General features: G+C 73.0%; 21 protein-coding genes. 10 read left to right on the top strand and 11 right to left on the bottom strand.

From position 1 onward, the window contains the following. Nucleotides 1–56: 56 nt before the first annotated feature. Nucleotides 57–2,660: a S8 family serine peptidase gene (locus ACFXMG_RS34110; RefSeq protein WP_383821648.1), complete on the bottom strand. Its 2,604-nt coding sequence runs from the start codon at nucleotides 2,658–2,660 to the stop codon at nucleotides 57–59. Nucleotides 2,661–3,425: 765 nt separating this feature from the next. Continuing rightward, on the bottom strand, nucleotides 3,426–4,223 hold the full coding sequence (locus ACFXMG_RS34105) for a LuxR C-terminal-related transcriptional regulator (RefSeq protein ID WP_383821645.1): 798 nt from the start codon (nucleotides 4,221–4,223) through the stop codon (nucleotides 3,426–3,428). A 235-nt stretch (nucleotides 4,224–4,458) separates the two neighbouring features. Here ACFXMG_RS34105 and ACFXMG_RS34100 point away from each other — a divergent pair, with 235 nt between their 5' ends. Continuing rightward, nucleotides 4,459–5,292, top strand: coding sequence for a DUF1707 domain-containing protein (locus ACFXMG_RS34100; protein ID WP_383821642.1), 834 nt, complete (start codon nucleotides 4,459–4,461; stop codon nucleotides 5,290–5,292). A 151-nt stretch (nucleotides 5,293–5,443) separates the two neighbouring features. Further along, a complete protein-coding gene (locus tag ACFXMG_RS34095; protein ID WP_383821639.1) occupies nucleotides 5,444–5,815 on the top strand; it encodes a WhiB family transcriptional regulator in 372 nt (123 codons plus the stop codon). A gap of 113 nt (nucleotides 5,816–5,928) precedes the next feature. Here ACFXMG_RS34095 and glpX read toward each other — a convergent pair whose 3' ends face one another. Then, complete coding sequence (gene glpX, locus ACFXMG_RS34090) at nucleotides 5,929–6,960, bottom strand: class II fructose-bisphosphatase (RefSeq protein WP_383821636.1); 1,032 nt, start codon at nucleotides 6,958–6,960, stop codon at nucleotides 5,929–5,931. 126 nt (nucleotides 6,961–7,086) lie between these two features. Here glpX and ACFXMG_RS34085 point away from each other — a divergent pair, with 126 nt between their 5' ends. After that, nucleotides 7,087–7,611 (top strand): DUF4245 domain-containing protein, encoded by a 525-nt coding sequence (locus ACFXMG_RS34085; protein ID WP_383821633.1) that lies wholly within the window; start codon nucleotides 7,087–7,089, stop codon nucleotides 7,609–7,611. 85 nt (nucleotides 7,612–7,696) lie between these two features. Here ACFXMG_RS34085 and ACFXMG_RS34080 read toward each other — a convergent pair whose 3' ends face one another. The 4 genes from ACFXMG_RS34080 to ACFXMG_RS34065 form a co-directional block, all read right to left on the bottom strand. After that, nucleotides 7,697–8,287, bottom strand: coding sequence for a malonic semialdehyde reductase (locus ACFXMG_RS34080; protein ID WP_383821630.1), 591 nt, complete (start codon nucleotides 8,285–8,287; stop codon nucleotides 7,697–7,699). Nucleotides 8,288–8,451: 164 nt separating this feature from the next. After that, nucleotides 8,452–8,685, bottom strand: coding sequence for an exodeoxyribonuclease VII small subunit (locus ACFXMG_RS34075; RefSeq protein ID WP_383821684.1), 234 nt, complete (start codon nucleotides 8,683–8,685; stop codon nucleotides 8,452–8,454). Between the two features lie 56 nt (nucleotides 8,686–8,741). After that, nucleotides 8,742–9,947 carry an exodeoxyribonuclease VII large subunit gene (gene xseA, locus ACFXMG_RS34070; protein ID WP_383821627.1) on the bottom strand — a complete coding sequence of 402 codons (1,206 nt, stop codon included), beginning with the start codon at nucleotides 9,945–9,947 and terminating at the stop codon, nucleotides 8,742–8,744. 119 nt (nucleotides 9,948–10,066) lie between these two features. Beyond that, nucleotides 10,067–11,446: an APC family permease gene (locus tag ACFXMG_RS34065; RefSeq protein WP_383821624.1), complete on the bottom strand. Its 1,380-nt coding sequence runs from the start codon at nucleotides 11,444–11,446 to the stop codon at nucleotides 10,067–10,069. Nucleotides 11,447–11,500: 54 nt separating this feature from the next. On the opposite strand from ACFXMG_RS34065, the gene ACFXMG_RS34060 reads away from it, so the two are divergent. Next, complete coding sequence (locus ACFXMG_RS34060; RefSeq protein WP_383821620.1) at nucleotides 11,501–12,538, top strand: 4-hydroxy-3-methylbut-2-enyl diphosphate reductase; 1,038 nt, start codon at nucleotides 11,501–11,503, stop codon at nucleotides 12,536–12,538. Nucleotides 12,539–12,567: 29 nt separating this feature from the next. After that, on the top strand, nucleotides 12,568–13,323 hold the full coding sequence (gene ppgK / locus ACFXMG_RS34055; protein WP_383821617.1) for a polyphosphate--glucose phosphotransferase: 756 nt from the start codon (nucleotides 12,568–12,570) through the stop codon (nucleotides 13,321–13,323). A gap of 24 nt (nucleotides 13,324–13,347) precedes the next feature. On the opposite strand, the gene ACFXMG_RS34050 is transcribed toward ppgK, so the two are convergent. Beyond that, nucleotides 13,348–14,043, bottom strand: coding sequence for a DUF6542 domain-containing protein (locus ACFXMG_RS34050; RefSeq protein ID WP_383821614.1), 696 nt, complete (start codon nucleotides 14,041–14,043; stop codon nucleotides 13,348–13,350). A 190-nt stretch (nucleotides 14,044–14,233) separates the two neighbouring features. On the opposite strand from ACFXMG_RS34050, the gene ychF reads away from it, so the two are divergent. Next, nucleotides 14,234–15,322, top strand: coding sequence for a redox-regulated ATPase YchF (ychF, locus tag ACFXMG_RS34045; protein WP_383821612.1), 1,089 nt, complete (start codon nucleotides 14,234–14,236; stop codon nucleotides 15,320–15,322). Nucleotides 15,323–15,379: 57 nt separating this feature from the next. On the opposite strand, the gene ACFXMG_RS34040 is transcribed toward ychF, so the two are convergent. Both ACFXMG_RS34040 and ACFXMG_RS34035 read right to left on the bottom strand, forming a co-directional pair. After that, nucleotides 15,380–15,643, bottom strand: a complete 264-nt coding sequence (locus tag ACFXMG_RS34040; RefSeq protein WP_383821609.1) for a type II toxin-antitoxin system RelE/ParE family toxin — start codon at nucleotides 15,641–15,643, stop codon at nucleotides 15,380–15,382. Continuing rightward, complete coding sequence (locus tag ACFXMG_RS34035; protein ID WP_383821607.1) at nucleotides 15,636–15,905, bottom strand: type II toxin-antitoxin system Phd/YefM family antitoxin; 270 nt, start codon at nucleotides 15,903–15,905, stop codon at nucleotides 15,636–15,638. Before ACFXMG_RS34035 ends, ACFXMG_RS34040 begins: the two co-directional genes overlap by 8 nt. Nucleotides 15,906–16,088: 183 nt before the next feature. On the opposite strand from ACFXMG_RS34035, the gene ACFXMG_RS34030 reads away from it, so the two are divergent. From ACFXMG_RS34030 to ACFXMG_RS34015, 4 genes are all read left to right on the top strand, one after another. Then, nucleotides 16,089–18,746 carry a BTAD domain-containing putative transcriptional regulator gene (locus ACFXMG_RS34030; protein WP_383821682.1) on the top strand — a complete coding sequence of 886 codons (2,658 nt, stop codon included), beginning with the start codon at nucleotides 16,089–16,091 and terminating at the stop codon, nucleotides 18,744–18,746. Between the two features lie 113 nt (nucleotides 18,747–18,859). Continuing rightward, nucleotides 18,860–19,603: a DUF4232 domain-containing protein gene (locus tag ACFXMG_RS34025; protein WP_384120208.1), complete on the top strand. Its 744-nt coding sequence runs from the start codon at nucleotides 18,860–18,862 to the stop codon at nucleotides 19,601–19,603. Between the two features lie 355 nt (nucleotides 19,604–19,958). Beyond that, complete coding sequence (locus ACFXMG_RS34020) at nucleotides 19,959–21,533, top strand: S8 family peptidase (protein ID WP_383821603.1); 1,575 nt, start codon at nucleotides 19,959–19,961, stop codon at nucleotides 21,531–21,533. Between the two features lie 214 nt (nucleotides 21,534–21,747). Beyond that, entirely contained in the window at nucleotides 21,748–22,938 is a 1,191-nt protein-coding gene (locus ACFXMG_RS34015; RefSeq protein WP_383821601.1) for a DUF4190 domain-containing protein, read from the top strand. A gap of 243 nt (nucleotides 22,939–23,181) precedes the next feature. On the opposite strand, the gene ACFXMG_RS34010 is transcribed toward ACFXMG_RS34015, so the two are convergent. Continuing rightward, entirely contained in the window at nucleotides 23,182–24,528 is a 1,347-nt protein-coding gene (locus tag ACFXMG_RS34010) for a glycoside hydrolase family 18 protein (protein WP_383821598.1), read from the bottom strand. Between the last annotated feature and the right edge of the window lie 206 nt (nucleotides 24,529–24,734).

Genomic DNA, 24,734 nt, shown 5'->3' with positions numbered 1-24,734 from the left:
ATCCTGTGAGGTAAGGCTCACCAGGGACCGGCACCGCGCCGTTGTGGAGTGTTCCGCTACGAGACGGCCGCCGTCAGCGTGTACGGGTTCGACCAGAGCGGGCTCGTGCGGCGGGCCTCCACGACCAGCTCCCAGACGCCCGCGGCGGGGTCGGCGTACGTCCGCGTCCTCGGGTCGCAGCCGTAGCCGTCGAGGTAGCCGTTGTAGCAGTAGATCGTGCCGGCACCGGACTTCTCACCCGAGACGCCGGTCGGCCGGAAGGCCCACCAGCGGGTCTGGCTGCCCTCGTCCAGACCGTCCATGGAGACGGTCAGCGCCTTCGCCCCGGCGGGCACGGCCACGGTGTAGTGGACGGTGTCGTTGCGGTGCGTGACGCCGGTGACGGTCAGCGGGGTGCCGCCGATCACCAGCGGGACCGCCGCCTCGACCGCGAGCATCACGTGGTGCTCGACGGCGCGGGTGTCCTCGTCGTCGAGGACGAGGACGGCGGAGTGGACGCCCTGGACGCCCGTCCGCGCGGTGACCTTCACCGTCGTCGGGACGCCCTTGGCGAGGACCACCGAGGACGGCACGGAGAAGCTGTCGTCGTCGCCCTTGAGCCCGAGCTCGTACCGTACGGGCCGGTCGGAGCCGGTGGTGCGGGTCACCGTCAGCTCGTACGTCCGCCGCTCGCCGACCGCCTGGCCGCCGGCGCCGGGGGCGCAGCTGTTGAACAGGCCGCTGCCGCGGTGCGGGGTGACGAGCCGGCCGGAGAGCGGGGTGCAGACGGGGGCGGAGACGGTCAGCGCGTCCGCCGTGGCCGCCTTGCCCTTCCCGAGGACGGACCACGCCTTCGGGACGTCGAACTGGCCGCGGCCCTGCGCGATGGCGTCGGCCCTGCCGTTCCAGCGGGCGCTCGTGTAGATCGCGGAGCGCAGCTCGGCGGGGGTGGCGGAGACCCCGGCCTGGCGGGCGGCGGAGAGCAGCAGGGCACCGGCGCCGGCGGCCTGCGGCGAGGACATCGAGGTGCCGTTCATCATCGAGTAGCCCGGCGGCAGCTGGTAGCCGGTCTCGGGGACCGAGGCGGGCGCGATCCAGTCCGGGGTGGTGGAGACGGCCGCGCCGGGCGCGGTGATGTCCGGCTTGAAACCGCCGTCCTCACGCGGGCCGCGCGAGGAGAAGGGGAAGATGGCGCGGGAGTCCTTCGTCCGCGAGCCGTAGTTCGCCCACCAGGTGTCGTCCGAGACGGCGGCGCCGACGCTGACGACCTTGTCGCCGCCGGTCGGGTCGCCGAGCGTGTTGGTGCCGGCGCCGGAGTTGCCGGCGGAGATGAAGAGCTGGACGCCGCTGCTGTCGATCAGGCGGTTGTAGACGAGCGCGCGGGCGCTCTGCCCGTCGTTGAACTCGGGGCTCGCGCCGATCGACATGTTGACCACGTCCACGCCGTACTTCGTGACGAGGTCGATCATGCCGTCGGTGAGCGCGGCCGAGGAGCAGCCGAAGTCGTGGCACGCCTTCATGGAGACGAGCTTGGCGCCGGGCGCCTGGCCGTCCATCGCGCCGCCGTACATCCCGTTCGCGGCGGTGATGCCGGCGACGTGGGTGCCGTGGGCCTCGGTGATGATGTTGACGTTCACGCCGACGGTCGTCGCGGTGACGCGCTTCGTCTGGACGGTGAACGGGATCCGCTCGTTGAGCGCGGTGGCGGGGTCGTCCGTCCCCAGGTACGCGATCTGGCGCCGCTCGCCGAAGCGGCGCAGCGACTCCTCGTCGGTGAAGTCGAAGTCGCCGTCGGTGTCGACCCAGACCGCGTCGTCGGAGTCGCGGTAGAGCACGCCGAGCTTCTTCGTGGTGCCGCCGGGCATGGCGGTCGCCTTGTACGTGACGCGCAGGCCGGGGCTCGCGGGGGCGGTCCAGGTGTTGCCGCTGCTGTCCGTGACGACCGGGCCGGTGGTGGTCCGGTTCAGCAGGAACCAGCTGGAGTCGAAGAGCAGGTCGATGAAGTTGTTCGGGTCGCTGCCGGTGACCGACTCGACCAGCTTGTCCTCGCCCGTCGTCGTCTTCGCGAGCGCCGGGTGGGTCGGGTCGACCCCGGTGTCCATGATGCCGATCGTGACCCCGCGCCCGTCGTAGGTCGGGTGGGAGCGCTTGAAGTCCGTCGAACCGGTCTCACGCGTCGGCATGTACGGATTGGAGTCAGGCGTCCGGGAGGACGGCGCGGCCGGCAGCTCACCGCCGGCCTTCGGCCCCTCGGCGCCCCCGTCCGCCCTGGTCTCCTCGACCTTCAACAGCTCGTCGAGGTCCACCGCGACGACGGAGTCGAGGGCGGCGACCGTCTCGACGAGCGCGAACGGCACGTTGGCCTTGAGGTAGCCGACGGAGGCGTCGGTACGCGACGCCTCGACGCCCAGCCCGGCGAGCGCCGCCTCCGCCTCGGCGGTCCGCCCGTCGGCGGTGGCGACGAGCAGCGTCGCGAAGTCGGGTGCGGTACGCCCGCTCCGCTCGCTCCGCGCGGTGGCGTGCTGCCGCTCGTACTGCGCGAGCAGCGCCCGGTCGTGCGAGCCCAGCTTGTCGACCGGGGTCGGGTCGGCGTCGGCCGAGGCGGGGCCCACGGTGAGGGCGAGGGAGGCGGCGGCGAGGGCGAGGGCGGTGGATATCGCGGTGGATCTGCGACGGGACATGGATGTGTCCTTCCGGCATCCAGAGTTACGAACGGCGCACACGCTGCCACGCCCCCCGCCCCCCACACCCCCTTCCCCCCTGTCGCCTTACCGCCCTGACGTAAACCCGACACCCCCCGGCACCCGCCGTTTCGTTGCGGGCAATCGCCCCGCTGGGCTGGCGCCCCCGCTCCGCTGCGCCCCGCCGGGCCGACGCCCACCCCCGCCACGGGCTGCGCCCCACCGTTCCGCTGGGGCCGACGCCCCCCGCACCCCGTTGTGGGCAATCGTTCCGCTGGGGCGGAACGGGTGGGCACAACGGAACGGCGCCCTTCACCGGGCCTAGGTTCCCGTGCCTGAACGCCCCGCACATGTGCGGCCGCACCGTGGGTGTGCCCACCCGTTCCGCCTTGCGGAACGCCTGCCCACACGGTGGTGGGGGGCGGACGAGGGGGCGCAGCCCGTACGGGCGGGGGCGGAAGGCCCGCGTGGTGGCGGGGCGAAGCGGGTGCAGCCCGCGCGGGCGCGGGTGGAACGCACGCGTGGTGGCGGGACGAAGCGGGCGCAGCCCGCACGGGCGGGGGCGGAGGCCCGAACAGGCTCGGGCGGAAGGCCCGTACGGGCGCGGGCGGAGCACCCCGGGGCGCAGCCCGAACAGGCGCGGGCGCGAGGCCCGTACGGGCGTGGGCGCGAGGCCCGCACGCGGGTGCGAGGGCCGCACGGGGCGGGGCCCAGGGGGGTGGGACGCGCCCCGCGTGGCGCGGTGCGGGCCGTCGCGGGTGGGGGTCAGAGCCAGTGGTGGTGGGCGGCGTGCCAGCCCAACTGGAGGCGGCTCCGCGCACCCGCCAGCGCCAACAACCGCCGCACCCTCCGCTGCACCGTCCGCTCCGAAACCCCCAGTTGGGACCCGATCGCCTGATCCGTGTACCCGTTCAGCAGCAGCGTCAGCAACCGCCGATCCTCCGCCGTCAACGGCCCGTCCACCACCGCCGCGATCGCCACCGGCACCGGCAGCGCACTGTCCCAGACCCGGTCGAAGATCCAGCCGAGCGCGTCGAGCAGCGGCCGCGACCGCAGCACCGTGGCGTACGGCTCGCCGCCACCCTCCCCGCCCGCGAGCGGGACGACGAGCGCCCGCTCCCGGTCGACCAGCACCAGCTTCAGCGGCAGCCCGAACGCCACCCGCATCTCCTCCCCGAGCGACGCCCAGTGCTCCAGCAGCGGCGGCGTGTCGCCCTCGGTGAGCGCGAGCGCGTCCCGGTCGTACACCACCCGATACCGCACCCCCGCCCGCATCGCCTCCCGCTGCCCGGAGTTGTCGGCGGCCGACACCGCGACCACCGGCCCGGCGGACAGCGCCAGGATCTCGCGCCGCGCCGAACGCTGGAGCGCCTCGTACCGTTCGGCGATGCCCTCCGCCCCCGTGACGACCTCCACGTCCGACGCCGCCGGTACCGGCACCGGCACAGGCCCAGGCTCCGCCCCGGCGATCCGCAACGCCCGCCGGATCTCGTCGAGCCGTTCCAGAACGAGCCCCTCGAACGCGTCGGAGCCCCGCCGGTACCGTTTCTGACCTCCCGTCACGCCCCGCACTCCTCCCGCCCGTCCCCGTACCGATCCACCGATCCACCGATCTTGGCGGAGGCGACGGCGGCAAGGGCGCCCGAACCCCGGCGGATTCCCGCCGCGACGCAACCCGCCACCACTCCCGCCCCCGTCCCCACCGACGCAACCCTCCCCCCACGCAACGCGTCCCCTAGGGGAGAGATGGGGGATTCCCTCCCTGGTCGCGATCTATCGCGTGTGTCAGGGTGGAGACGTGGACTTCGAAAAGCAGCCCGACCCCGCGCAGCAGCCCGCACCCGCCGACGGGTCGGACCGCCTGTCCGCCTCCGCCCCGGAAGCCCCCGCACCCCCGACCCCTCCCGCGGCCCCCGTCGCCCCCGCGCCCCCGACCGCTCCCACCCCTCCCGCACCCCCGGCCGCTCCCACTCCTCCCGTCGCCCCCGCGTACGCCGACCCGCAGGGCGCCCTGCGGGCCTCCGACGCCGATCGGGACCGGGTCGCGGACATCCTGGCGGAGGCGCTGGCGATGGGGCGGCTCGACGCGGAGGAGCACGCGGAGCGGGTCGAGGCGGTCTACCGGGCGAAGACCGTGGGCGAGCTGGAGCCGATCGTGCGGGACCTGCCGGCCGCGGACGGCGGCCCGGCCGCCCCCCGCACCGCCCCCGCCCCGGCCGCGTACGGCCCGGAGGACGCGGAGGGGAACGCGGACCAGCTCCTCGCCGTCTTCTCCAGCACCACCCGCAAGGGCCGCTGGCGCGTCGCCCGCCGCACCAACGTCTTCGCGATCTTCGGGAACGTGGAGATCGACCTGACCGAGGCGATCTTCGCCCAGCCCCTCACCACCATCAACGCCACCTCGATCTTCGGGAACGTCGAGATCCGCGTCCCGGAGAACATCAGCCTGCGCGGCTCCGGCGCCGGCATCCTCGGGAACTTCGAGGTCACCACCCTGGAGGGGGTCGACCCGCAGGCACCCCTGGTCGTGGTCAACGGCTACTCGGTCTTCGGGAACGTGGAGGCGAGACCCAAGCGCGGCAAGTGGGTCATCGACCTCCAGAGCAAGGTCCGCAAGCACCTCGGCCACTGATCCCCAGCGGGTATCGGCCATGAGCTGACCGGAATGCGTCACCGGTGCTCCGGACTCCGGATGCGAGCCGCACGCGGTGCATAGGCGCGCGCACAGCGGGTAGGGCTGGTGCATCGCTGCTCGCTCGCGAAGCCGTCGTCAGGAGTAGACCGTGCTGCAACTGCCGCATCAGCCCCTCCAGGTCGCCCCCGTGCCGCCCCAGCGTGCCCCGGCGCGGCAGGACGAGGACGGCCCCTGGCACGCGGAGGCGGTGTGCCGCCGGGACGAGGCAGGACTCTTCTTCGCCCCCTCCAAGGAGCCGACAGCCGCCCGGCTCGCCCGCGAGGAGGCCGCGAAACGGGTCTGCGCGCGCTGTCCCGTGATGGTCGACTGCCGTGAGCACGCGCTGGTCCAGCCGGAGCCGTACGGCGTCTGGGGCGGGCTCACCGCCGCCGAGCGGCGCGTGGTGCTGGCCCGGCGCCGGCGCCGCGAGGTGGAGCTGCGCAAGGCGGCCGCGGCCGAGCGGATCGCCCAGGCCGGCTGACGGGCCGCACCCGGTCCCGTACGGGAAGGGGCGCCCCCACCGCACATGGGGGCGCCCCTCTTCGCTGCCGTCGTCGGACCGGTGTCGTCCGGTGCCGGTCCGGTGTCGGACCGTCAGTTGGCCCGGTCGAAGTCGATCTTGCTGTAGGCGCGCAGCTTCGCGAGCCGGTGCGTGGAGTCGATCTGGCGGATCGTGCCGGACTTCGAGCGCATGACCAGCGACTGGGTCGTCGCGGTCTCGGAGCGGTAGCGCACGCCGCGCAGCAGCTCGCCGTCGGTGATGCCGGTGGCGACGAAGAAGACGTTCTCGCCGCCGACCAGGTCGGTCGTGGTGAGGACCCGGTTCAGGTCGTGGCCCGCGTCGAGGGCCTTCTGGCGCTCGGCCTCGTCCTTCGGCCACAGCTTGCCCTGGATGACACCGCCCATGCACTTGATGGCGCAGGCCGAGATGATGCCCTCGGGCGTGCCGCCGATGCCCATGAGCAGGTCGACGCCGGTGCCCTCGCGGGCGGCCATGATCGAGCCGGCCACGTCGCCGTCGGAGATGAACTTGATCCGGGCGCCGGTCTCGCGGATCTCCTTGACGATGCCCTCGTGGCGGGGGCGGTCGAGGATGACCACGGTGACGTCCTCGGCGTTCATGCCCTTGGCCTTGGCGACCCGGCGGATGTTGACCGAGGCGGGCGCGTTGATGTCGACGAAGTCGGCGGCCTCGGGGCCGGTGACCAGCTTGTCCATGTAGAAGACCGCGGACGGGTCGAACATGGAGCCGCGGTCGGCGGCGGCGAGCACGGCGATGGCGTTCGGCATGCCCTTGGCGTTCAGGGTGGTGCCGTCGATCGGGTCCACGGCGATGTCGACCTCGGCGCCGGTGCCGTCGCCGACCCGCTCGCCGTTGAAGAGCATCGGCGCCTCGTCCTTCTCGCCTTCGCCGATGACGACGACGCCGTTCATCGAGACGGTCGAGATGAGGGTCCGCATCGCGTTGACCGCGGCGCCGTCCGCGCCGATCTTGTCGCCGCGGCCGACCCAGCGGCCGGCGGCCATGGCGGCGGCCTCGGTCACCCGGACCAGTTCGAGGGCGAGGTTGCGGTCGGGGGCCTCGGGAGAGACCTCAAGCTCGGGGGGGAGGTGGTGCTCGGTCATCGGAGCGCACCTTTCTGTACGACGACGGCCGGAAAAAGGAGGGTGCTGTGACTCTATCTCCAGGTCGACATATTGAGCAGAGGGGCCCACGAATGAGCGCGAGACCTTGATGCGACCATATGGGGCGTGGCAGCTAAGCGAGGCAGGCAGACGGTACGCGGGATGTTCCAGTCCCTCGGGGTGATCATGGTCGCCGCGGGGGTCATGTATCTCTTCATCCCGCACGACGACGACGCGGAGCCGGTGAAGGCGAAGGACTACCGGGTCGAGCTGATCACGGCCCAGCGCGCGGCGCCGTATCCGGTGCTCGCCCCGGAGGGCCTCGGCGCGGACTGGAGGGCGACGGTGGTCTCGTACAAGCGCGAGCAGGGCGATGCCTGGCAGCTCGGCTTCCTCTCCCCGGACACCCAGTACGTCTCGGTGAACCAGTCGACGTCCGAGCCGAGGAAATTCGTGCCCAAGGTCACCCACGAGGCCAAGGACACCGGGAAGACGCAGACGGTGGCCGGCCAGGTGTGGCAGCGCTGGGAGGGTCCCAAGTACGACGCGCTGGTGCGGACCGAGGGCGGGGCGACCACCGTCGTCACCGGCACGGCCTCCTTCGAGACGCTCGCCGAGATGGCGGCCGCGCTCCGCTCGCGGCAGACCTGACGCCTCCCGGAGGCGCACGCGCCTCCCGGACACGACGAAGCCCCCGGTGCCGGGCACCGGGGGCTTCGTCCTGCGCGGGTCGGGCTCAGACGGTCGTGATGACGTCGTCGTAGGCCAGGCGCGGGGAGCGCGGGAACCAGGCGTCCTCGCCCGGCTTGCCGATGTTGACGACCATCAGCGGGGTGTGGTCGGCGTCCAGGAACTCCTTCTGGAGGCCGGCGAAGTCCAGGCCGGTCATCGGGCCGGCGGCCAGGCCGGCGGCGCGGACGCCCACGATGAAGTACGCGGCCTGGAGGGCGGCGTTCAGCAGCGCGGAGCCCTCGCGGACCGGGCGCTCGGCGAAGAACATGTCCTTGGCCTGCGGGAAGTGCGGGAGCAGGGCCGGGAGCTCCTCGTGGAACTCGTTGTCGGCGGAGAGGATCGCGACCAGCGGGGCGGTGGCGGTCTTCGCCGCGTTGCCCTCGGCCATGTGCTTGACCAGGCGCTCGCGGGCCTCGGGGGAGCGGACCAGGGTGATGCGCAGCGGGGTCTGGTTGAAGGCGGTGGGGCCGTACTTCACCAGGTCGTAGATCGCCTGGACCTGCTCGTCGGTCACCGGCTCGTCGGTGAACGTGTTGGCGGTGCGGGCCTCGCGGAAGAGGAGGTCCTGGGCGGCGGGGTCGAGAACGAGGGACATGCTGCGTACCTTCCGGACTGCACGGGGACCGCCCGGCGGGGAATCCCGGGCGACGTCTCGACAGTACGCCCCAGATTGGTGAAATTTCAACTATCCGATCCGGATAGTGATCCGCTTCACTCGTGTCAGTCTAACCGGACCGGATCCCCGCCTCCCACGCCGTGTCAGTCCTCGGACTCCTCCTCCGCGCGCTCCGCCGCCAGCGAGGCGTCGAGCCGGGCGCGGGCGCCCTCCAGCCAGTGCCGGCAGACCTTCGCCAGCTCCTCGCCGCGCTCCCACAGCGCCAGCGACTCCTCCAGGGTCGTGCCGCCCGCCTCCAGGCGCCGGACGACCTCGATCAGCTCGTCGCGCGCCTCCTCGTAACCGGGGGCCGCCGCCGTCTCCGTACCGCTCGCCATCTCTGCTCCGTCCTCCATGACTCTCGCCGACTCTCCTGATCCCGCGCCCGGTCCCGCTACGCGCGGCGCACCGTGAATTCGCCCTCGGCCACCCGGGCCCGCAGCTCCTCGCCCTCCGCGACCTCCTCCGCCGCGCGGACCACCGCCCCGTCCGCCCGCTGGAGCACCGCGTACCCGCGCTCCAGCGTCGCCGCCGGGGAGAGCGCCCGCACGCGCGCGCGGGTGTGCGCCAGCTCCGAGTCCGCCCGGTCGAGGAGATGCCCGAGGACCCGCCGGCTCCGCGCGAGCAGCGCGTCCAGCTCGTCCTCCCTGACCTCCACCATCCGCTGCGGGTGCTCCATCACCGGCCGGGCCAGCGCGTGCGCCAGCCCCCGCTCCTCGCGGTCGAGCAGCCCCCGGACCGTCCGCAGCGCCCGGTCCCGCAGCCCGCGCACCCGCTCCAGCTCCTCGCCCACGTCCGGTACGACCTTCTTGGCCGCGTCGGTCGGCGTGGAGGCGCGCAGGTCCGCCACCAGGTCGAGCAGCGGGGAGTCCGGCTCGTGCCCGATCGCGGACACCACCGGCGTCCGGCACGCGGCCACCGCGCGGATCAGCTGCTCGTCCGAGAAGGGCAGCAGGTCCTCGACGCTGCCACCGCCCCGGGCCACCACGATCACGTCCACGTCCTCGTGCGCGTCGAGCTCCCGCACCGCCTGGATCACCTGCGGCACCGCCTTCACGCCCTGCACCGGCACGTTCCGCACCTCGAAGCGGACGGCGGGCCATCTGCGGCGCGCGTTCTCCAGCACGTCCCGCTCGGCCGCCGAGGCCCGGCCGCAGACCAGGCCGATCAGCTGCGGCAGGAACGGCAGCGGCTTCTTCCGGTCGAGCGCGAACAGCCCCTCCGCCGCCAGCCCCCGCTTCAACTGCTCCAGTCGCGCCAGCAGCTCGCCGATCCCGACCGGCTTGATCTCCACCGCCCGCAGCGACAGCTGCCCCCGCGGCGCGTACCACTCCGGCTTCGCGTGCACGACGACCCGGGCGCCCTCCGAGACGACGTCCGCCACCGCGTCGAACACCTGCCGGTAGCAGGTCACCCCGATGGAGATGTCGTACGAGGGATCCCGCAGCGTCAGGAAGACGACCCCGGCACCGGGCCGCCGCGAGAGCTGCGTGATCTGCCCCTCGACCCAGATCGCCCCCAGCCGGTCGATCCACCCCCCGATCATCCGGGAGACCTCACCGACGGGAAGCGGCGCCTCAGCGGACGTACTCATAGCCATGCACCGAGCGTAACGGCCGCCTCCGACAACGTCACCGGCACGAAGCCCGCGAACCGCACGGCCGCCCGGGAGCGCGCCGCCGCGCCACGAGCCGCACCCCCACGCCTCACCGCCCCGAATCACCGCCCCGAAGGCGCCGGCCCCTTCCCAGCCCCCTGCACCGCGAGCACCACCAGCCCCACGCCCAGCCAGATCACGCCGACCACCTGGGCTGCCGCCGACGCCTCCACGATCACCGCCACCAGGATCGCCGCGCCGACCACCGGGAGGACCACGTGCCGGAGCCAGTGGGGTTCGCCCTCCGCGCGTTGGATAGCGAACCAGCCGACCACGCTCGCGTGCAGGAGGACGAAGGCCGTCAGGGCGCCGACGTCGACGACCGAGACCAGGTGGTCCAGGCCGTCGTCCCGGCGGGCCGCCCACAGCGCCGCGACCGTCGTCACCGTCGCCGACACCAGGAGCGCCACCCGGGGCACGCCCGAGTCGGTGCGGGCCAGCGCGTGCGGCAGCCGCCCCTCGCGGCCCATCGCGAAGAGCAGCCGGCCGCCCGCCGCCTGCCCGGCCAGCGCCGCGAACGCCGCGCCGATCGCCTTCGACACCGCGACCAGGTCGTGCAGCCAGCCGCCGACCGACGCGTCCACCGCGTCGTAGAAGGCCGAGCCCTGCCTCCCCGGATCGGCCGCCAGCTCCGCCGAGGAGACCGGTTCGAGCAGCGCCACCAGCCACGTCTGGGCCACGAAGAGGACGCCCGCGAACACCAGGCAGAAGAGCAGCGCCCGCGCCACCTTCGCCGAACCCCCGGTCACCTCCTCCGCGAAGGACGCGATCGCGTCGAAGCCGAGGTACGACAGGACCGCCACCGACACCGCGCCGACCACCGCCGCGAGCGAGAAGGTCCCGTCGCCGGTGAGCGGCGACCACCAGTCGCGCTGCGCCCCGTCGCGTACGAGCACGACCACCGCCGACACCACGAAGACCAGCAGCACCACGATCTCCATGGCGAGGACCGCGAAGCCGACCCTGGCCGCGGCCCGCACCCCCCACAGGTTGAGCAGCGTCGTCACCACCACCGCGAGCCCCGTCCACACCCACCGGTGCACCTCGGGCACCAGCGCCTCCATCGCGATCCCCGCGAAGAGGTAGGCGACGGCCGGGATCAGCAGGTAGTCGAGCATCGCCATCCAGCCGGCGATGAAACCGGGCCCCTCGCCGAGCCCCTTGCGCGCGTACGCGAAGACCGAGCCCGCCTGCGGGGCGACCCGCACCATCTGCGCGTAGCTGAAGGCCGTGAACGCCATGGCGACCGTCGCCACGACGTACACCAGTGCGACCGCGCCGTGCGACTTCGCGTCGAGCGTGCCGAAGACGCCGACCGGGGCCATCGGCGCGATGAACAGCAGCCCGTACACGACGAGGTCGCGGAAGCCGAGGGTCCGGCGGAGCCCCTCGTGGTCCGACGGCCCCGGTGTCTCCCCGTTCACCTGCGCGTTCTCAGCCATGGCGCCAGTTTCGGCCACGGCCGCGCTCCAACCGCTCACCGACGCGGCCTTACGATGGGACGCATGACTGCAACGCCCGCGCCGACGCCCGAGCCCGCCCCCGCGGACCGGACCGCGACCGACCGCCCGAAGCGTGTCCTGCTCGCCGCACCCCGCGGCTACTGCGCGGGCGTGGACCGTGCCGTGATCGCCGTGGAGAAGGCCCTGGAGCAGTACGGGGCCCCCGTCTACGTCCGCCACGAGATCGTCCACAACAAGTACGTGGTCCAGACCCTGGAGCGGAAGGGCGCGATCTTCGTCGACCAGGCCACCGAGGTCCCGCCGGGCAACATCGTGATGTTCTCCGCGCACGGCGTCGCCCCGACCGTCCACGAGGAGGCCCGCCAGGGCCGGCTCGCGACGATCGACGCGACCTGCCCGCTGGTCACCAAGGTCCACAAGGAGGCCATCCGGTACGCCAAGGAGGACTTCGACATCCTCCTCATCGGCCACGAGGGCCACGAGGAGGTCATCGGCACCTCCGGCGAGGCCCCCGACCACATCCAGCTCGTCGACGGCCCCGAGGACGTCGCCAAGGTCGAGGTCCGCGACCCCTCCCGCGTCGTCTGGCTCTCCCAGACCACGCTCTCGGTCGACGAGACCATGGAGACGGTCGACGCGCTCAAGGACAAGTTCCCGCAGCTGATCTCCCCGCCGTCGGACGACATCTGCTACGCCACGCAGAACCGCCAGATCGCGATCAAGGAGCTGGCAGGCCAGGCCGAGCTCGTCATCGTCGTCGGCTCCAGGAACTCCTCGAACTCGATCCGCATGGTCGAGGTCGCCAAGCAGGCCGGCGTCCCCGCCGCGTACCTGGTGGACTTCGCGAGCGAGATCGACGAGAGCTGGCTGGAGGGCGTGACCTCGGTCGGCCTCTCCTCCGGCGCCTCCGTGCCCGACGTGCTGGTCCAGGAGGTCCTGGAGTGGCTGGCGCAGCGCGGCTACCTCGACGTGGAGCTCGTGAAGACCGCCGACGAGACCCTCACCTTCTCGCTCCCCAAGGAGCTCCGCCGCGACCTGCGCGCCGAGGCCGCCGAGCTCGTCAAGGAGTAGGACCGCGCCCGGGCCCTTACCGTGAGTCCATGAACGTCTTCGGAGTGGACATCGGCGGCTCGGGCATCAAGGGCGCCCCCGTGGACCTGGGGCGCGGCGCGCTCGCCGAGGAGCGGCACAAGGTCCTCACCCCGCAGCCCGCGACGCCCCAGGACGTCGCGGGCTGTGTCGCGGAGGTCGTGGCGCACTTCGGCTGGAGCGGCCCGGTCGGCGTCACCTTCCCCGGCGTCGTCACCGGCAGTACGGTCCGTACCGCCGCCAACGTCGACGCCTCCTGGATCGGCACCGACGCTGGCGCCCTGATCAGCGGGGCCCTCGGAGGGCTCCCGGTCACCGTCCTCAACGACGCCGACGCGGCCGGCATCGCCGAGATGACCTTCGGCGCGGGCCGGGGCCGCACCGGCACGGTGATCCTGCTGACCCTCGGCACCGGCATCGGCTCCGCCGTCTTCACCGACGGCCGCCTGGTCCCCAACACGGAGCTGGGCCACCTGGAGCTCAAGGGCCACGACGCCGAGAAGCGCGCCTCCTCGAAGGCGCGCGAGGACGAGGAGCTGACCTGGGAGCACTGGGCGACGAAGCGGCTCGGGAAGTACCTGGCCCACGTCGAGATGCTCTTCTCCCCGGAGCTGTTCATCCTCGGCGGGGGAGTGAGCCGCAAGGCCGACAAGTTCCTGCCCTACCTGTCGGACGGCATCCGCGCCGAGATCGTCCCGGCGGAACTGAGGAACGACGCGGGGATCGTCGGCGCGGCGATGGCGGCGCGGGCGGCGGCGATCCGCTAGGGCGTATGGACGCGGACGGTACGGCTACGGGGCCGGGCGCCGGTTGCGCGTGGGGCGCGGACGGGGCCCGGGACCGGGGCCGGGGCGGGGCCCGGGTCCGGCCGGGCCGCGGGGGGCGCCACCCGCGTTCCCGGCGGCACCCGTAGTGGGCGGACGCCGTCGCCGCCCCATGTCCCGTACCTTCCGGACGCTCGCGATGACCCCGGCGATCAGGGTGCCCCCGTACAGCCAGCCGGCGTGCACGGCGAGGGCGGTGACCACGGCCATGGCCTGGCCGCCGAAGCCGCCGGTGCCGCCCGCGATCGGGACGACGCCGACGGCGAAGGCGATGGGGACGGCGATCGGCGCGGTGACCAGGTCGGCGGTACGGACCCAGAGCGCGGTGAGCGCGCTCACGGGCAGGAACAGCAGGCCGAACGCCAGCGGTGAGCCGTCCAGGAGCAGCCAGTCCAGGAAGCCGACGACGAGCATCGCGGCGGAGGCGAAGAGCCCCGCGCCGAGCCCGGTGAGCCGGGGCGAGGGCAGCCGCCGCAGGGCCTGCACCACGGGCGGCGCGGGCCGCCGCGCGGCAGCCGGGGTGCCGACCCGGTAGACGGTGGCCGCGCCTGTGCCGGCCCCCTCCACCTCCACGAGCGCGCCGGGCGGTGTGAGACCGGGCGGCGGGAGAGGGGTCTGGGGCCGTCGGCGGCCTTGCGGCTGACTTGTCCTGTGCTGCTCCACCTCACCAACGTAGGTCGGGACGCGCCGGGAGGGGTCCGGGACACGCCCTTTGGGTGACCTTGGGGCCGCAGTTCGACCGAAGTCGACCGAACTCGGCCGAAGCCCGTCCCCGGCGGCCGGTGAGGCCCGCGCCGGACCCCCCGTAAACTGGGGGATCGACCCATCATCCGTATCTAGGGAAGTCGCCACCGTGTCGCTCACGATCGGAATCGTCGGTCTGCCGAATGTCGGCAAGTCGACCCTGTTCAACGCCCTGACCAAGAACGACGTGCTGGCGGCCAACTACCCGTTCGCCACGATCGAGCCGAACGTCGGTGTCGTCGGTGTCCCCGACGCCCGCCTGACCAAGCTCGCCGAGATCTTCGCCTCGCAGCGCGTCCTCCCTGCCACGGTCGACTTCGTCGACATCGCCGGCATCGTGCGCGGCGCGAGCGAGGGTGAGGGCCTGGGCAACAAGTTCCTGGCGAACATCCGCGAGTCCGACGCGATCTGCCAGGTCATCCGCGCCTTCAAGGACGAGAACGTCGTGCACGTCGACGGCAAGGTCTCGCCGAAGGACGACATCGAGACGATCAACACCGAGCTGATCCTCGCGGACCTCCAGACGATCGAGAAGGTCCTCCCGCGCCTCCAGAAGGAGATGCGGATCAAGAAGGACACGGCGCCCAAGGTCGCGGCGGTCGAGGCGGCCCAGGCGATCCTGGAGAAGGGCGACACCCTCTTCTCGCAGGGCATCGTCCAGGGCTCGGAGAAGGCGGAGCTGCTCCACGACCTCCACCTCCTGACCACCAAGCCCTTCCTCTACGTCTTCAACGTCGACGAGGACGAGCTGACGGACGACGCCTTCAAGGCGGAGCAGAGCGCGCTGGTCGCCCCGGCCGAGGCGATCTTCCTCAACGCCAAGCTGGAGCAGGACCTCGCCGAGCTCGACGAGGAGGACGCCATGGAGCTCCTCCAGTCCGTAGGCGCCGAGGAGCCCGGCCTCGCCACCCTCGCCCGCGTCGGCTTCGACACCCTCGGCCTCCAGACCTACCTCACGGCAGGCCCCAAGGAGTCCCGCGCCTGGACCATCAAGAAGGGCGCCACGGCCCCCGAGGCGGCCGGCGTCATCCACACCGACTTCCAGAAGGGCTTCATCAAGGCCGAAGTCATCTCCTTCGCCGACCTCGTAGCCACCGGCTCGGTAGCCGACGCCCGAGCCGCCGGCAAGGCCCGCATGGAAGGCAAGGAATACGTCATGCAGGACGGCGACGTGGTGGAGTTCCGCTTCAACGTGTGACCGCCAGAAGGGGCCGACTCCTAAGGGAGTCGGCCCTTTCGTGTTCCTCGGGTGGGATCAGGTGTCGTAGACGGTGGAGCGGTGACCGACGTGGATGACCCAGATCACCAGTTCTCCGTTGTCGATCGTGTAGACGACGCGGTAGTCGCCGACGCGTAGGCGGCGTCGTTCCGGCTGGGATACGAGTGCGGTCGTGTTGAACCCGAGGGGGTCGGTCTCCAGCTCGGCCAGCTTGGCCAGGATGCGCAGCGCCATGTCGCGGGGGATCTTGCGGAGCTCGGACTGCGCCTCGGGGCGGAAGACGGTTCGGTACTCACTCACCGCGCGCCAGCGTCTCCCTCATGATGTCCTCGATCGGGATGCCGGGTGCCGGGTCGGCCATGCGCTCGTCGATGATCCGGTTGATCTCGCGCTCTTCCCACTCCTGGTACTTGCGCAACACCTCGATGGAGACGATGGCGGCTACCTGCCTGCCCCGGCGCGTGATCACGGTGGGGACGTCGTCGCGATCGGCGCGCTCCACGACCTCAGCCAGGTGGGCGCGTACGTCGCGGATGGACTCTATGGGCAGCGGCTGCGTCATGCGCTCAAGAGTACCGAGTGTCCCATGTGTACACCATGTGCGCCGGCGGGCGGGTGTGGGGGCTGCCGGTTCTTCGGTGTGTTGGTTTCGGCCTAATCGGGGGTGGCTTGGGGATCGGTGCAGGTGGGGGGTGGGGTGGCGCGTATTGTCTTGGGCGGGGGAGTGGCGGACGCGGAGGTGCGGGTGGAGTTTCGGCTGCTCGGGTCTGTCGCGGTGGTGACGGAGGGTGGGGACGTCGGGCCGGGGCCGGCCAAGCGGACCAGCTTGTTGGCGGCGTTGTTGCTGCGTCCCAATACCGCCGTGAGTGTGGCGGGGCTGCTGGACGTGTTGTGGGAGGGTGAGCCTCCTACGCATGCCAGGACCGTGCTCCAGGGGCATGTCTCGCGGCTGCGGGCGCTGCTCGCCGCGCACGGGGCGGAGGCGTACGGGGTCGAGCTCGCCACGCAGGGGTCGGCGTATCTGCTGCGGATGCCGGAATCGCTGGTCGACGCGCACCGGTTCGAGGAGCTGGTGGGGCTCGCGGGGGCGCAGCGGCATGCCGCCGACAGCGTGCGGATGTTGCGTGAGGCGCTGTCGTACTGGCAGGGGCCCGCGCTCACCGGCACCGTGCCGAGCGGGCCGCTGGAGGCCGCCGCCACCGCGCTGGAGGAGCTGCGGCTCACCTCGGTCGAGGCGTTGGCGGAGGCGTACGGGAAGCTGGGCGAGCACGGCCGTGCCGCCGCCGTCCTGCGGACCGAGGCCGTCGCGCACCCGCTGCGCGAGTCGTTGGCCGCCGCGCTCATGACGGCGCTGGCGCGGGCCGGACGCCGCTCGGACGCCCTCGACTGGTACCACCGCACCCGCCGCCTCCTCGCCGAGGAATTGGGAGTGGATCCGGGCGGGGTGCTGAGCGAGACGTACGCGGGGCTGCTGCGGGAGCCGGGGGCCGTCCCGGCGCCGGCGGCGGTTCCCGAGCCGCCGGTGCCCGACGCCGCCGTCGTCCCCGAGCTGCTGCCGCGGGCGCCGCGCGGGTTCACCGGGCGGGAGGCCGAGGCCGCGGTGCTCGACCGGGCGGCCGGCGGCGGCGATGGGCCCGTCTGCCTGGTGACCGGGCCCGCCGGGGTCGGCAAGACGGCGTTCGCCGTGCACTGGGCGCACCGGCGGCGGGCCGGCTTCCCCGACGGGCGGCTCTTCGCCGACCTGCGCGGCTTCAGCGACACCCCCGCACCCGAGACCGGCGTCGTCCTGCGCGAGTTCCTGCTCGCGCTCGGCGTGCCGCAGCAGCGGGTGCCGGAGACCGCCGTCGGGCGCGGCGCGCTCTTCCGCAGCCTCACCGCCGGCCGCCGGATCCTCGTCGTCCTCGACAACGCCCGCTCCTCCGAGCAGGTCAGGCCGCTGCTGCCCGGCGGCGAGGCGTGCGTGACCGTCGTGACCAGCCGGGACCGGCTCGGCGGCCTGATCGCCTCCGACGCGGCCCGCCCGGTGCCGCTCGACCAGCTCCCGCCGGACGCCGCGACCGCGCTCCTCGCGACCGTGCTCGGCGAGGCGCGGGTCGCCGCCGAGCCGGAGGCCGCCGCCCGCCTCGCCGGACTCTGCGACGGGCTGCCGCTCGCCCTGCGCGTCACGGCCGCCCGGCTCGCCGAACGCCCGGGCCGGTCCCTCGGCGCGATGGTCGGCGAACTCGCCTGCGAGCAGGGCAGGCTAGCCCTCCTCGACGTGGAGGACGTCGGCGTCTCCGCCGCCCTCCGCCTCACCGTGCAGCAGCTGCCCGAGTCCGCCGCCCGCGCCTTCCGCGCCCTCGGCCTGCACACCGGCTCCGACCTGGACCACTTCGCCGCCGCCGCGCTCACCGGCACCACGCCCGCGCGGGCCTCCGCCGACCTCGAACGGCTCGCCGCCGCCCACCTCCTCACCGAGGCGGTGCCCGGCCGCTGGACCCCGCACGACCTCGTCCGCCTGTACGCGCGCGGACTCGCCCCGCAGGCCGACCCGGAGGGGCTGCGCCGGCTCCTCGACCACTACCTGTACACCGGCCTCGCGGCCGACGCGGCCGCCGAACCCGGCTCGCAGCCCTGCTACGCGCTCCCCGCCGACGCCCGCCGGCCCGCCGCGATCCCGGAGTTCGAGGGGCGCTCCGCCGCCCTGGACTGGTACGTGGCCGAGCGCCCCGCCCTGGAGGGGGCCGTGGCCGCCTCCGCCGCGCTCGGGCTGCACGACCGGGCCTGGCGGCTCGCCGTCGTGGCCTGGCCGCTGATGCTCATGCGCCTCCAGGACGGCTGGACCCCGCTCCTGGAGGCGGGGGTGGCCGCGGCCGACGCGGCCCGCGACCCCGACGCGCAGTCCCGGACGCGGGCGCTGCTCGGCTGGATCCTGCACGAGGAGGGGCGGCACGAGGAGGCGCTCGCCCACCTGGAGAAGGCACCCGGGTACGCCGCCCTGGCCGGCGACCCGGTCAGCGAGGCCATCGCCGTCGTCAACCACGCCGCCGTCCTCGACGCCACCGGCGACCACGGCCGGGCCCGCGCCCTGATGACGCAGGCCGTCGCCCTCGCCGACCGGACCGGACACCCGTCCACGCAGGTGCTGACCCTCCAGCACCTGGCCGCGCACTGCCTGGGGGCGGGGGAGTACGAGGACGCGCTGGCGCACATCCTTCGCGCCGGGGAACTCGTCGCGCCCGACGCCGTCGTCGTCCAGGCCCAGTTGCGGATCGTCCGGGGCGAGGCGCTGGCCGGCATCGGACGGGTCGAAGAGGCCGCCGACCAGCTGGAACGCGCCGCCGCCGACGCCGAGGCGGCCGGTTTCCGGGAGGGCTCGGCGCGGGCGACGGAGGGGCTCGCGCGGCTGACGGCGGGGCGTTAGCGATACGCAAGCGGGACGGAAGCGCGGGAGCGGAGGCTGTACGCGGCGACGACCGACCGCCGCCGCACGCTCAGCTTCGAGCTCCGCTTCACGCTCCCCGGGGGAAGACTTCCATGCGTACGTCTCACAGCAGGACCAGGCCCAGGACCAGCTCCAGGACCGCTTTTCTCGTTGCCGTCGCCGCCGCCTCGCTCGGCCTGACGGCCTGCGGCGGCGGGGGCGAGGGCGCGAGGGACGCCGGTAGCGCGATGGCGACGCAGCAGCCGACGGGCCCGGAGACCACGACGGGCGCGGAGACCACGACGGATGCGACCGCCACCCCCACCCCCACCCAGGCCACCCCCACCCCGGCCACCCCCACCCCGGCCACCCCCGCCCCGGCCACCCCCACCCAGGGCACAGCAGGCTCCGCCCCCGACGCCAAGACGCCCGTCTGCGCCCACGGCGACGTGAAGATCACCGCGGCGAAGGCCGACGAGGTGCCGACCGAGCACATCGTCCTCACCGCCACCAACACCTCGGCCCGCGCCTGCCGCCTCCTCGGCCACCCGCTCCTCGCCTTCGGCGCGATCCAGACGGCGAAGGACGTCCCGCCGGTCGCCAAGAGCAAGCCGGCCGCCCCGGTCGTCCTGGACCCCGGCGCCCCCGCGTACGCCAACGTCCGCGTCTCCGCCGGCGGCGTGCACGAGGACAACAAGGTGGTGAAGGAGTTCACGGTGAACCTCCTCGCCGCGGACGGTCCGGCCGAGGGCAGCGTCGTGGTCGCCGCTCCCGAGGGCGGCATCGCCGTCGACGAGGCCATCGCCAAGACGGGGTACTGGACGCCCGAACTCCGCAACGGAGCCGACGAGTTCTGACCGGGGAAGGGCCGACAGGCATCCCCTCCCGCGTGTATCACGGCGGTGAATTCCCGTCCGCCGGGCGGGAGTCGGGCCCGGCGCCCCAGGCGCGGAGCTTCGCAGGTGAGGAGCCCCGCGCCCGCCCTCCCGAAGCTACCGAACAGTCATGTCCGATCTACGGCACGGGAATTGAGGCGGCGCGGTTCCTCTTGCGTGATTCCTATGGATCGGTCAATCTTTCGGCGACGACAGGGCGGCGGAGTCGTGAAGGTCCGCGCCGGACCGTACACATTCTTGTCATGCCCCTGTCGTGAGTGATGGTCACTCGGGCTCCACCCCCACGGGAGCACCCCCCACGAGGAGGACACCTCACATGGCAGTGATGCGCGCATCGCGTCGCCGGATCTCCACCGCCGCGGCCATAGCCGTCGCCGCGCTCGCCCTCGGTTCGCTCTCCGCCCTCCCCGCCACGGCCGCTCCGGCGGCCGCGGAGGGCGTCATCGAGAACGCCGGGGCCGAAGGCACCATCCCGGGCAGCTACATCGTCACCCTCCACGAGTCCGCCCCGGCCGAGACCGCCAAGGGCCGGGCGGTTCCCGGCAAGTTCGGCGCCAAGATCAAGCGGACGTACACCTCGGCGGTGAACGGGTACGCGATCGAGCTCTCCGAGGCGCAGGCCAGGAAGCTCGCCGCGGACCCGGCCGTGAAGTCCGTCGTCCAGAACCGCGTCTTCACCGTCGACGCCACCCAGCCCTCCCCGCCGTCCTGGGGCCTCGACCGGATCGACCAGAAGGCCCTCCCGCTGAACCAGAGCTACACGTACCCGGACAGCGCGGGCCAGGGCGTCACCGCGTACATCATCGACACCGGTGTACGCATCAGCCACAGCGACTTCGGCGGGCGCGCCGCCAACGGCTACGACGCCATCGACAACGACAACACCGCCCAGGACGGGCACGGCCACGGCACCCACGTCGCCGGTACGGTCGCGGGCTCCTCGTACGGCGTCGCGAAGAAGGCGAAGATCGTCGGCGTCCGCGTCCTCGACAACAACGGCTCCGGCACCACCGAGCAGGTCGTCGCCGGCATCGACTGGGTGACGCGGAACGCGGTCAAGCCGGCCGTCGCCAACATGAGCCTCGGCGGCGGCGTCGACACCGTCCTCGACCAGGCCGTACGCAACTCGATCGCGGCCGGCATCACCTACGCGGTCGCGGCGGGCAACGACAACTCCAACGCCTCCAACTACTCCCCGGCGCGCGTCACCGAGGCCATCACCGTCGGCTCCACGACCAGCACCGACGCCCGCTCCAGCTTCTCCAACTACGGCAGCGTCCTGGACATCTTCGCCCCGGGCTCCTCCATCAAGTCGGCCTGGAACACGAACGACACGGCCACCAACACCATCTCCGGCACCTCCATGGCCACCCCGCACGTGGCCGGCGCCGCCGCGCTCCACCTCGCCGCCAACCCGACGGCCACCCCGGCACAGGTCTCCACGGCCCTCACCACCGCCGCCACGCCGAACGTCGTCACCAGCCCCGGCAGCGGCTCCCCGAACAAGCTCCTGTTCGTCGGCGGGGGCGGCACCACCCCGCCGCCCGGACCGAAGTTCGAGAACACCGCCGACCACGCCATCGCCGACAACGCGACCGTCGAGTCCCCGGTCACCGTCAGCGGCGTCCCCGGCAACGCGCCCTCGACCCTCCAGGTCCCGGTGAACATCGTCCACACCTACATCGGCGACCTCCAGGTCCAGCTGATCGCCCCCGACGGCACGGCGTACACGCTGAAGGGCTTCGGCACCGGCGGCAGCTCGGACAACATCAACACCACCTACACCGTGAACGCCTCCTCGGAGGTCGCCAACGGCACGTGGAAGCTCCGCGTCACGGACAACGCGAACGCCGACACCGGCAAGATCGACTCCTGGGCCCTCCAGTTCTGACCCAGTGACCCAGTGATCCAGTGACCCAGTGACCCGGTGATCAGGGTTCCGGCCCGCTGACCCGAGTTCCGGCCCAGTGATCCGAGGGGCGGCCACCACCCGGTGGCCGCCCCTTCGGCGTGCCCCGCGTCGCCGGGGCGTCATCCGGACCACGTACGATGCGCGCGCCGCCCGATCGTCTGTTCGCCCCCGCCCCAACAGGAGCCCCGTACCCGTGGAGCCGACCCCGCCGTCCCAGCCCACCCCGCCGCCTCAGGGGCCCCAGCCGTCCGTGCCGGCGGCGCCCGCCGCGTACCCGACGCCAGGCCCGTACGCCGCGCCGGGGCCGTACACCTCACCCGGCATGCCCTACGCGGGCGTGCCGGGCCCGTACGGGCCCTACGGGCAGCCGGCGGCGACCACCAACGGGCTCGCCGTCGGGTCGCTCGTCAGCGGGATCGTCTGCTGTCTGCCGCCGCTGGGGCTCGTCCTCGGCGTCTTCTCGCTGCGGCAGATCAAGAAGCGGGGCCAGGGCGGCAAGGGGATGGCGGTCGCCGGCATCGTGCTCTCCTCGATCAGCACCCTGCTCGTCGTCCTCGGGCTGGTCACCGGGCAGATCCAGGAGGGCGTGAGCGCGTTCCGGGACGGCATGCGGGAGGCCGCCTCCGCGCGCATGCCGATGGAGCTGCGGACCGGGGAGTGCTTCCTCGACGACACCGAGGACGGCGACTACACCCTCGGCGTCCAGGTCGTCGACTGCGCCGAACCCCACGACGCCGAGGTCACCGGCCGCTTCGAGGTCACCGGCTTCGACGCGTGGCCCGGCGAGCGGAAGCTGGAGGAACTCGGCGAGAAGCGCTGCGACGCGATGATCGCCACCTATGTGCGGGACACCTGGTCGCTGACCGAGGAGACGTGGAGCCTGTACTACTTCCCTGACCGGCAGGCGTGGCGCGAGGGCGAGCACCGCATCGCCTGCGGCGTCGGCGGCGAGGAGAGGACCACGGGCTCGCTGCGCTCCGACGCGACCACGCTCGACGCCGGGCAACTGGCCTTCCTCACGCACGTGAACCCCATCGAGGAGGCCATCCTCGGGGAGCCGGAGGACGACCCGGAGGACGACATCGAGGCCAACCGCGCCTGGGCCGCCGACGTGCGCGCCGCGATCGACTCGGCCCGCTCCGGACTCCGCGGGCGCACCTGGGAGCAGTCCGCGCGCGCCCCCATGACCGCGTACCTGAAGAGCCTGGACTCCGCCTCGAAGGAGTGGGCGAAGCTCGCGCGCGCCGAGGACGCCGAGTCGTTCTGGAGCGCCTACGACCGCGCCTGGGACGAACTCCCGGAAGACGGCAGCACCGACATCCGCAAGGCCCTCGACCTCACCCACACACCCCCGCCGATCCCGGGCGACCACAGCTCCGCCTGACCGGGCGAGGACGCGGGCAGGCGTACGTGGGCGGGGCCCGGCATACGTGGACGGGGCCGGGGCTCCTTCGAGGAGCCCCGGCCCCGTCGTGTGCGGACCGGGTGGTGCCGGGGGGCGGGGCCCGGGGCGGGGACGGCGGCCCGTGACCAGCCGCCGTCCCGTGCTCCGGGGCGCCGTCGCCGGCGGTCCGGTCCGCGCCCCGCGGGGCCGCCGGGCGGGGCGGCTCCGCGGGGAGCGGGTGGTTCAGCGGCGGGTGAGGCCGCGGTCGATGGCGCCGATCAGCTCGCCGTCGGCGGTGTCGCCGTCCAGCGACCAGACCATCGCGCCGGCGAGCCCGTGGGTGCGGACCCAGTTCGCCTTGGTGCGCAGCACCGACGGGTCGTCATAGGTCCACAGGGTGGTGCCGTCGAAGAGCCAGGCGTGCCCGTTCCGGTGGCCCCGGTAGAGCTTGTACGTCCCCGAGTCCGCGAGCTTCTTGAGGTTCTTGTAGTCCTCGGAGCCGGGCGCCCAGGTCGCCGGGGCGGGCCCGGTCGCGGGCTGGCCGAGGCCGTCGCCGCCGCCGGTCACGCCGGTCCAGCCCTGGCCGTAGAACGGCATGCCGACCACGAGCTTGTGCGCCGGGGCGCCGCGCCGCAGCCAGGACTTGACGGTCCCCTCGACGCTCCAGTCGTTCTTGGCGAAGAGCGCGGACTGCTGGTTGGCGGTCGTCTCGCCGGAGACGTGGAAGTCGTAACCCTGGAGGTTCACGAAGTCGAAGTCCCGCATGATCTTGGCGACTTCGAAACCCGCGTCGATCTTGGCGGGGGCGGTGGGCACGTACGCGCTGAGCTCGTAGTGCTTGCGCTTCGGCAGCGAACGCCCGTACGCGTCCAGCTGGTTGCGGAACTCCCGTACCAGCGCGGTGAAGTTGACCTTGTCCTCGGGCCGGATGATGTTGCCCGGGTTGCCCTCGGAGCCGGGCCACTCCCAGTCGAGGTCGATGCCGTCGAAGACGCCGGCGGCCGCTCCGGCGCCGCCCCGGGCGCCGTCCTGGGGGAGGTTGCCCTTGATGTACAGGTCGATGCAGGAGGAGACGAGGGCCTTGCGCGAGGCCGGGGTGCGCACGGCGTCGGAGAAGTACGCCGAACCGCTCCAACCGCCCAGCGAGATCATGACCTTGAGGCCGGGGTGCTTGGCCTTCAGCTCGCGCAGCTGGTTGAAGTTTCCGGCGAGCGGCTGCTCCGCGGTGTCGGCCGAGCCGTCCACGGAGGTGGCGGCGTCGACCGGGCGCACGTAGTCGGCCCAGGGGTCGGAGCCCGGGACGGGTCCGATGACGCACTTGCCGGCCTTGTCGACGATGCCGAAGGCGTAGTTGATGTGGCTGAGCTTGGCCGCGGAGCCGCTCGTCTCCAGGTCCTTGACCTGGAAGTTCCGTCCGTAGATGCCCCATTGGGTGAAGTAGCCGACCCGCTTGAGGGCGTGCTCGGCGGCGGGCGGCCGGTGGTCGGGGCGGGGGTGTGCGTCGGCGGCGGGGGCCAGCGTGGCGAGGAGGCCGAGAGCGGCGGCGGCAGCCGTGCCGAGGGTCAGCTTGGTCAGGACTCTGGGACGCATGGGCTCGTTCCTGTGGAGGCGGGATGGAGCGTGCGAGGGGGAGTGCTCGGGGGAGTGCTCGGGCGCCGGTGAGGCGGTGCGCAGCAGGAAGCTATTGGTCCAGACCAATAGGGGTCAAGGGGTTGTGCGGCATCGATCGCCCTTCATCACTTCGGGTGAAACTCTGGCCCATGCTTGCGGATGGCCACAGTCGGTTGTCAGGCTGT

The organism is Streptomyces sp. NPDC059201 (genome assembly GCF_042754585.1).
In the GTDB taxonomy this organism is placed as follows: Bacteria; Actinomycetota; Actinomycetes; order Streptomycetales; family Streptomycetaceae; genus Streptomyces.
Note: the sequence above shows the minus strand (reverse complement) of the source record. Positions and strands in the feature narration are given on the sequence as shown.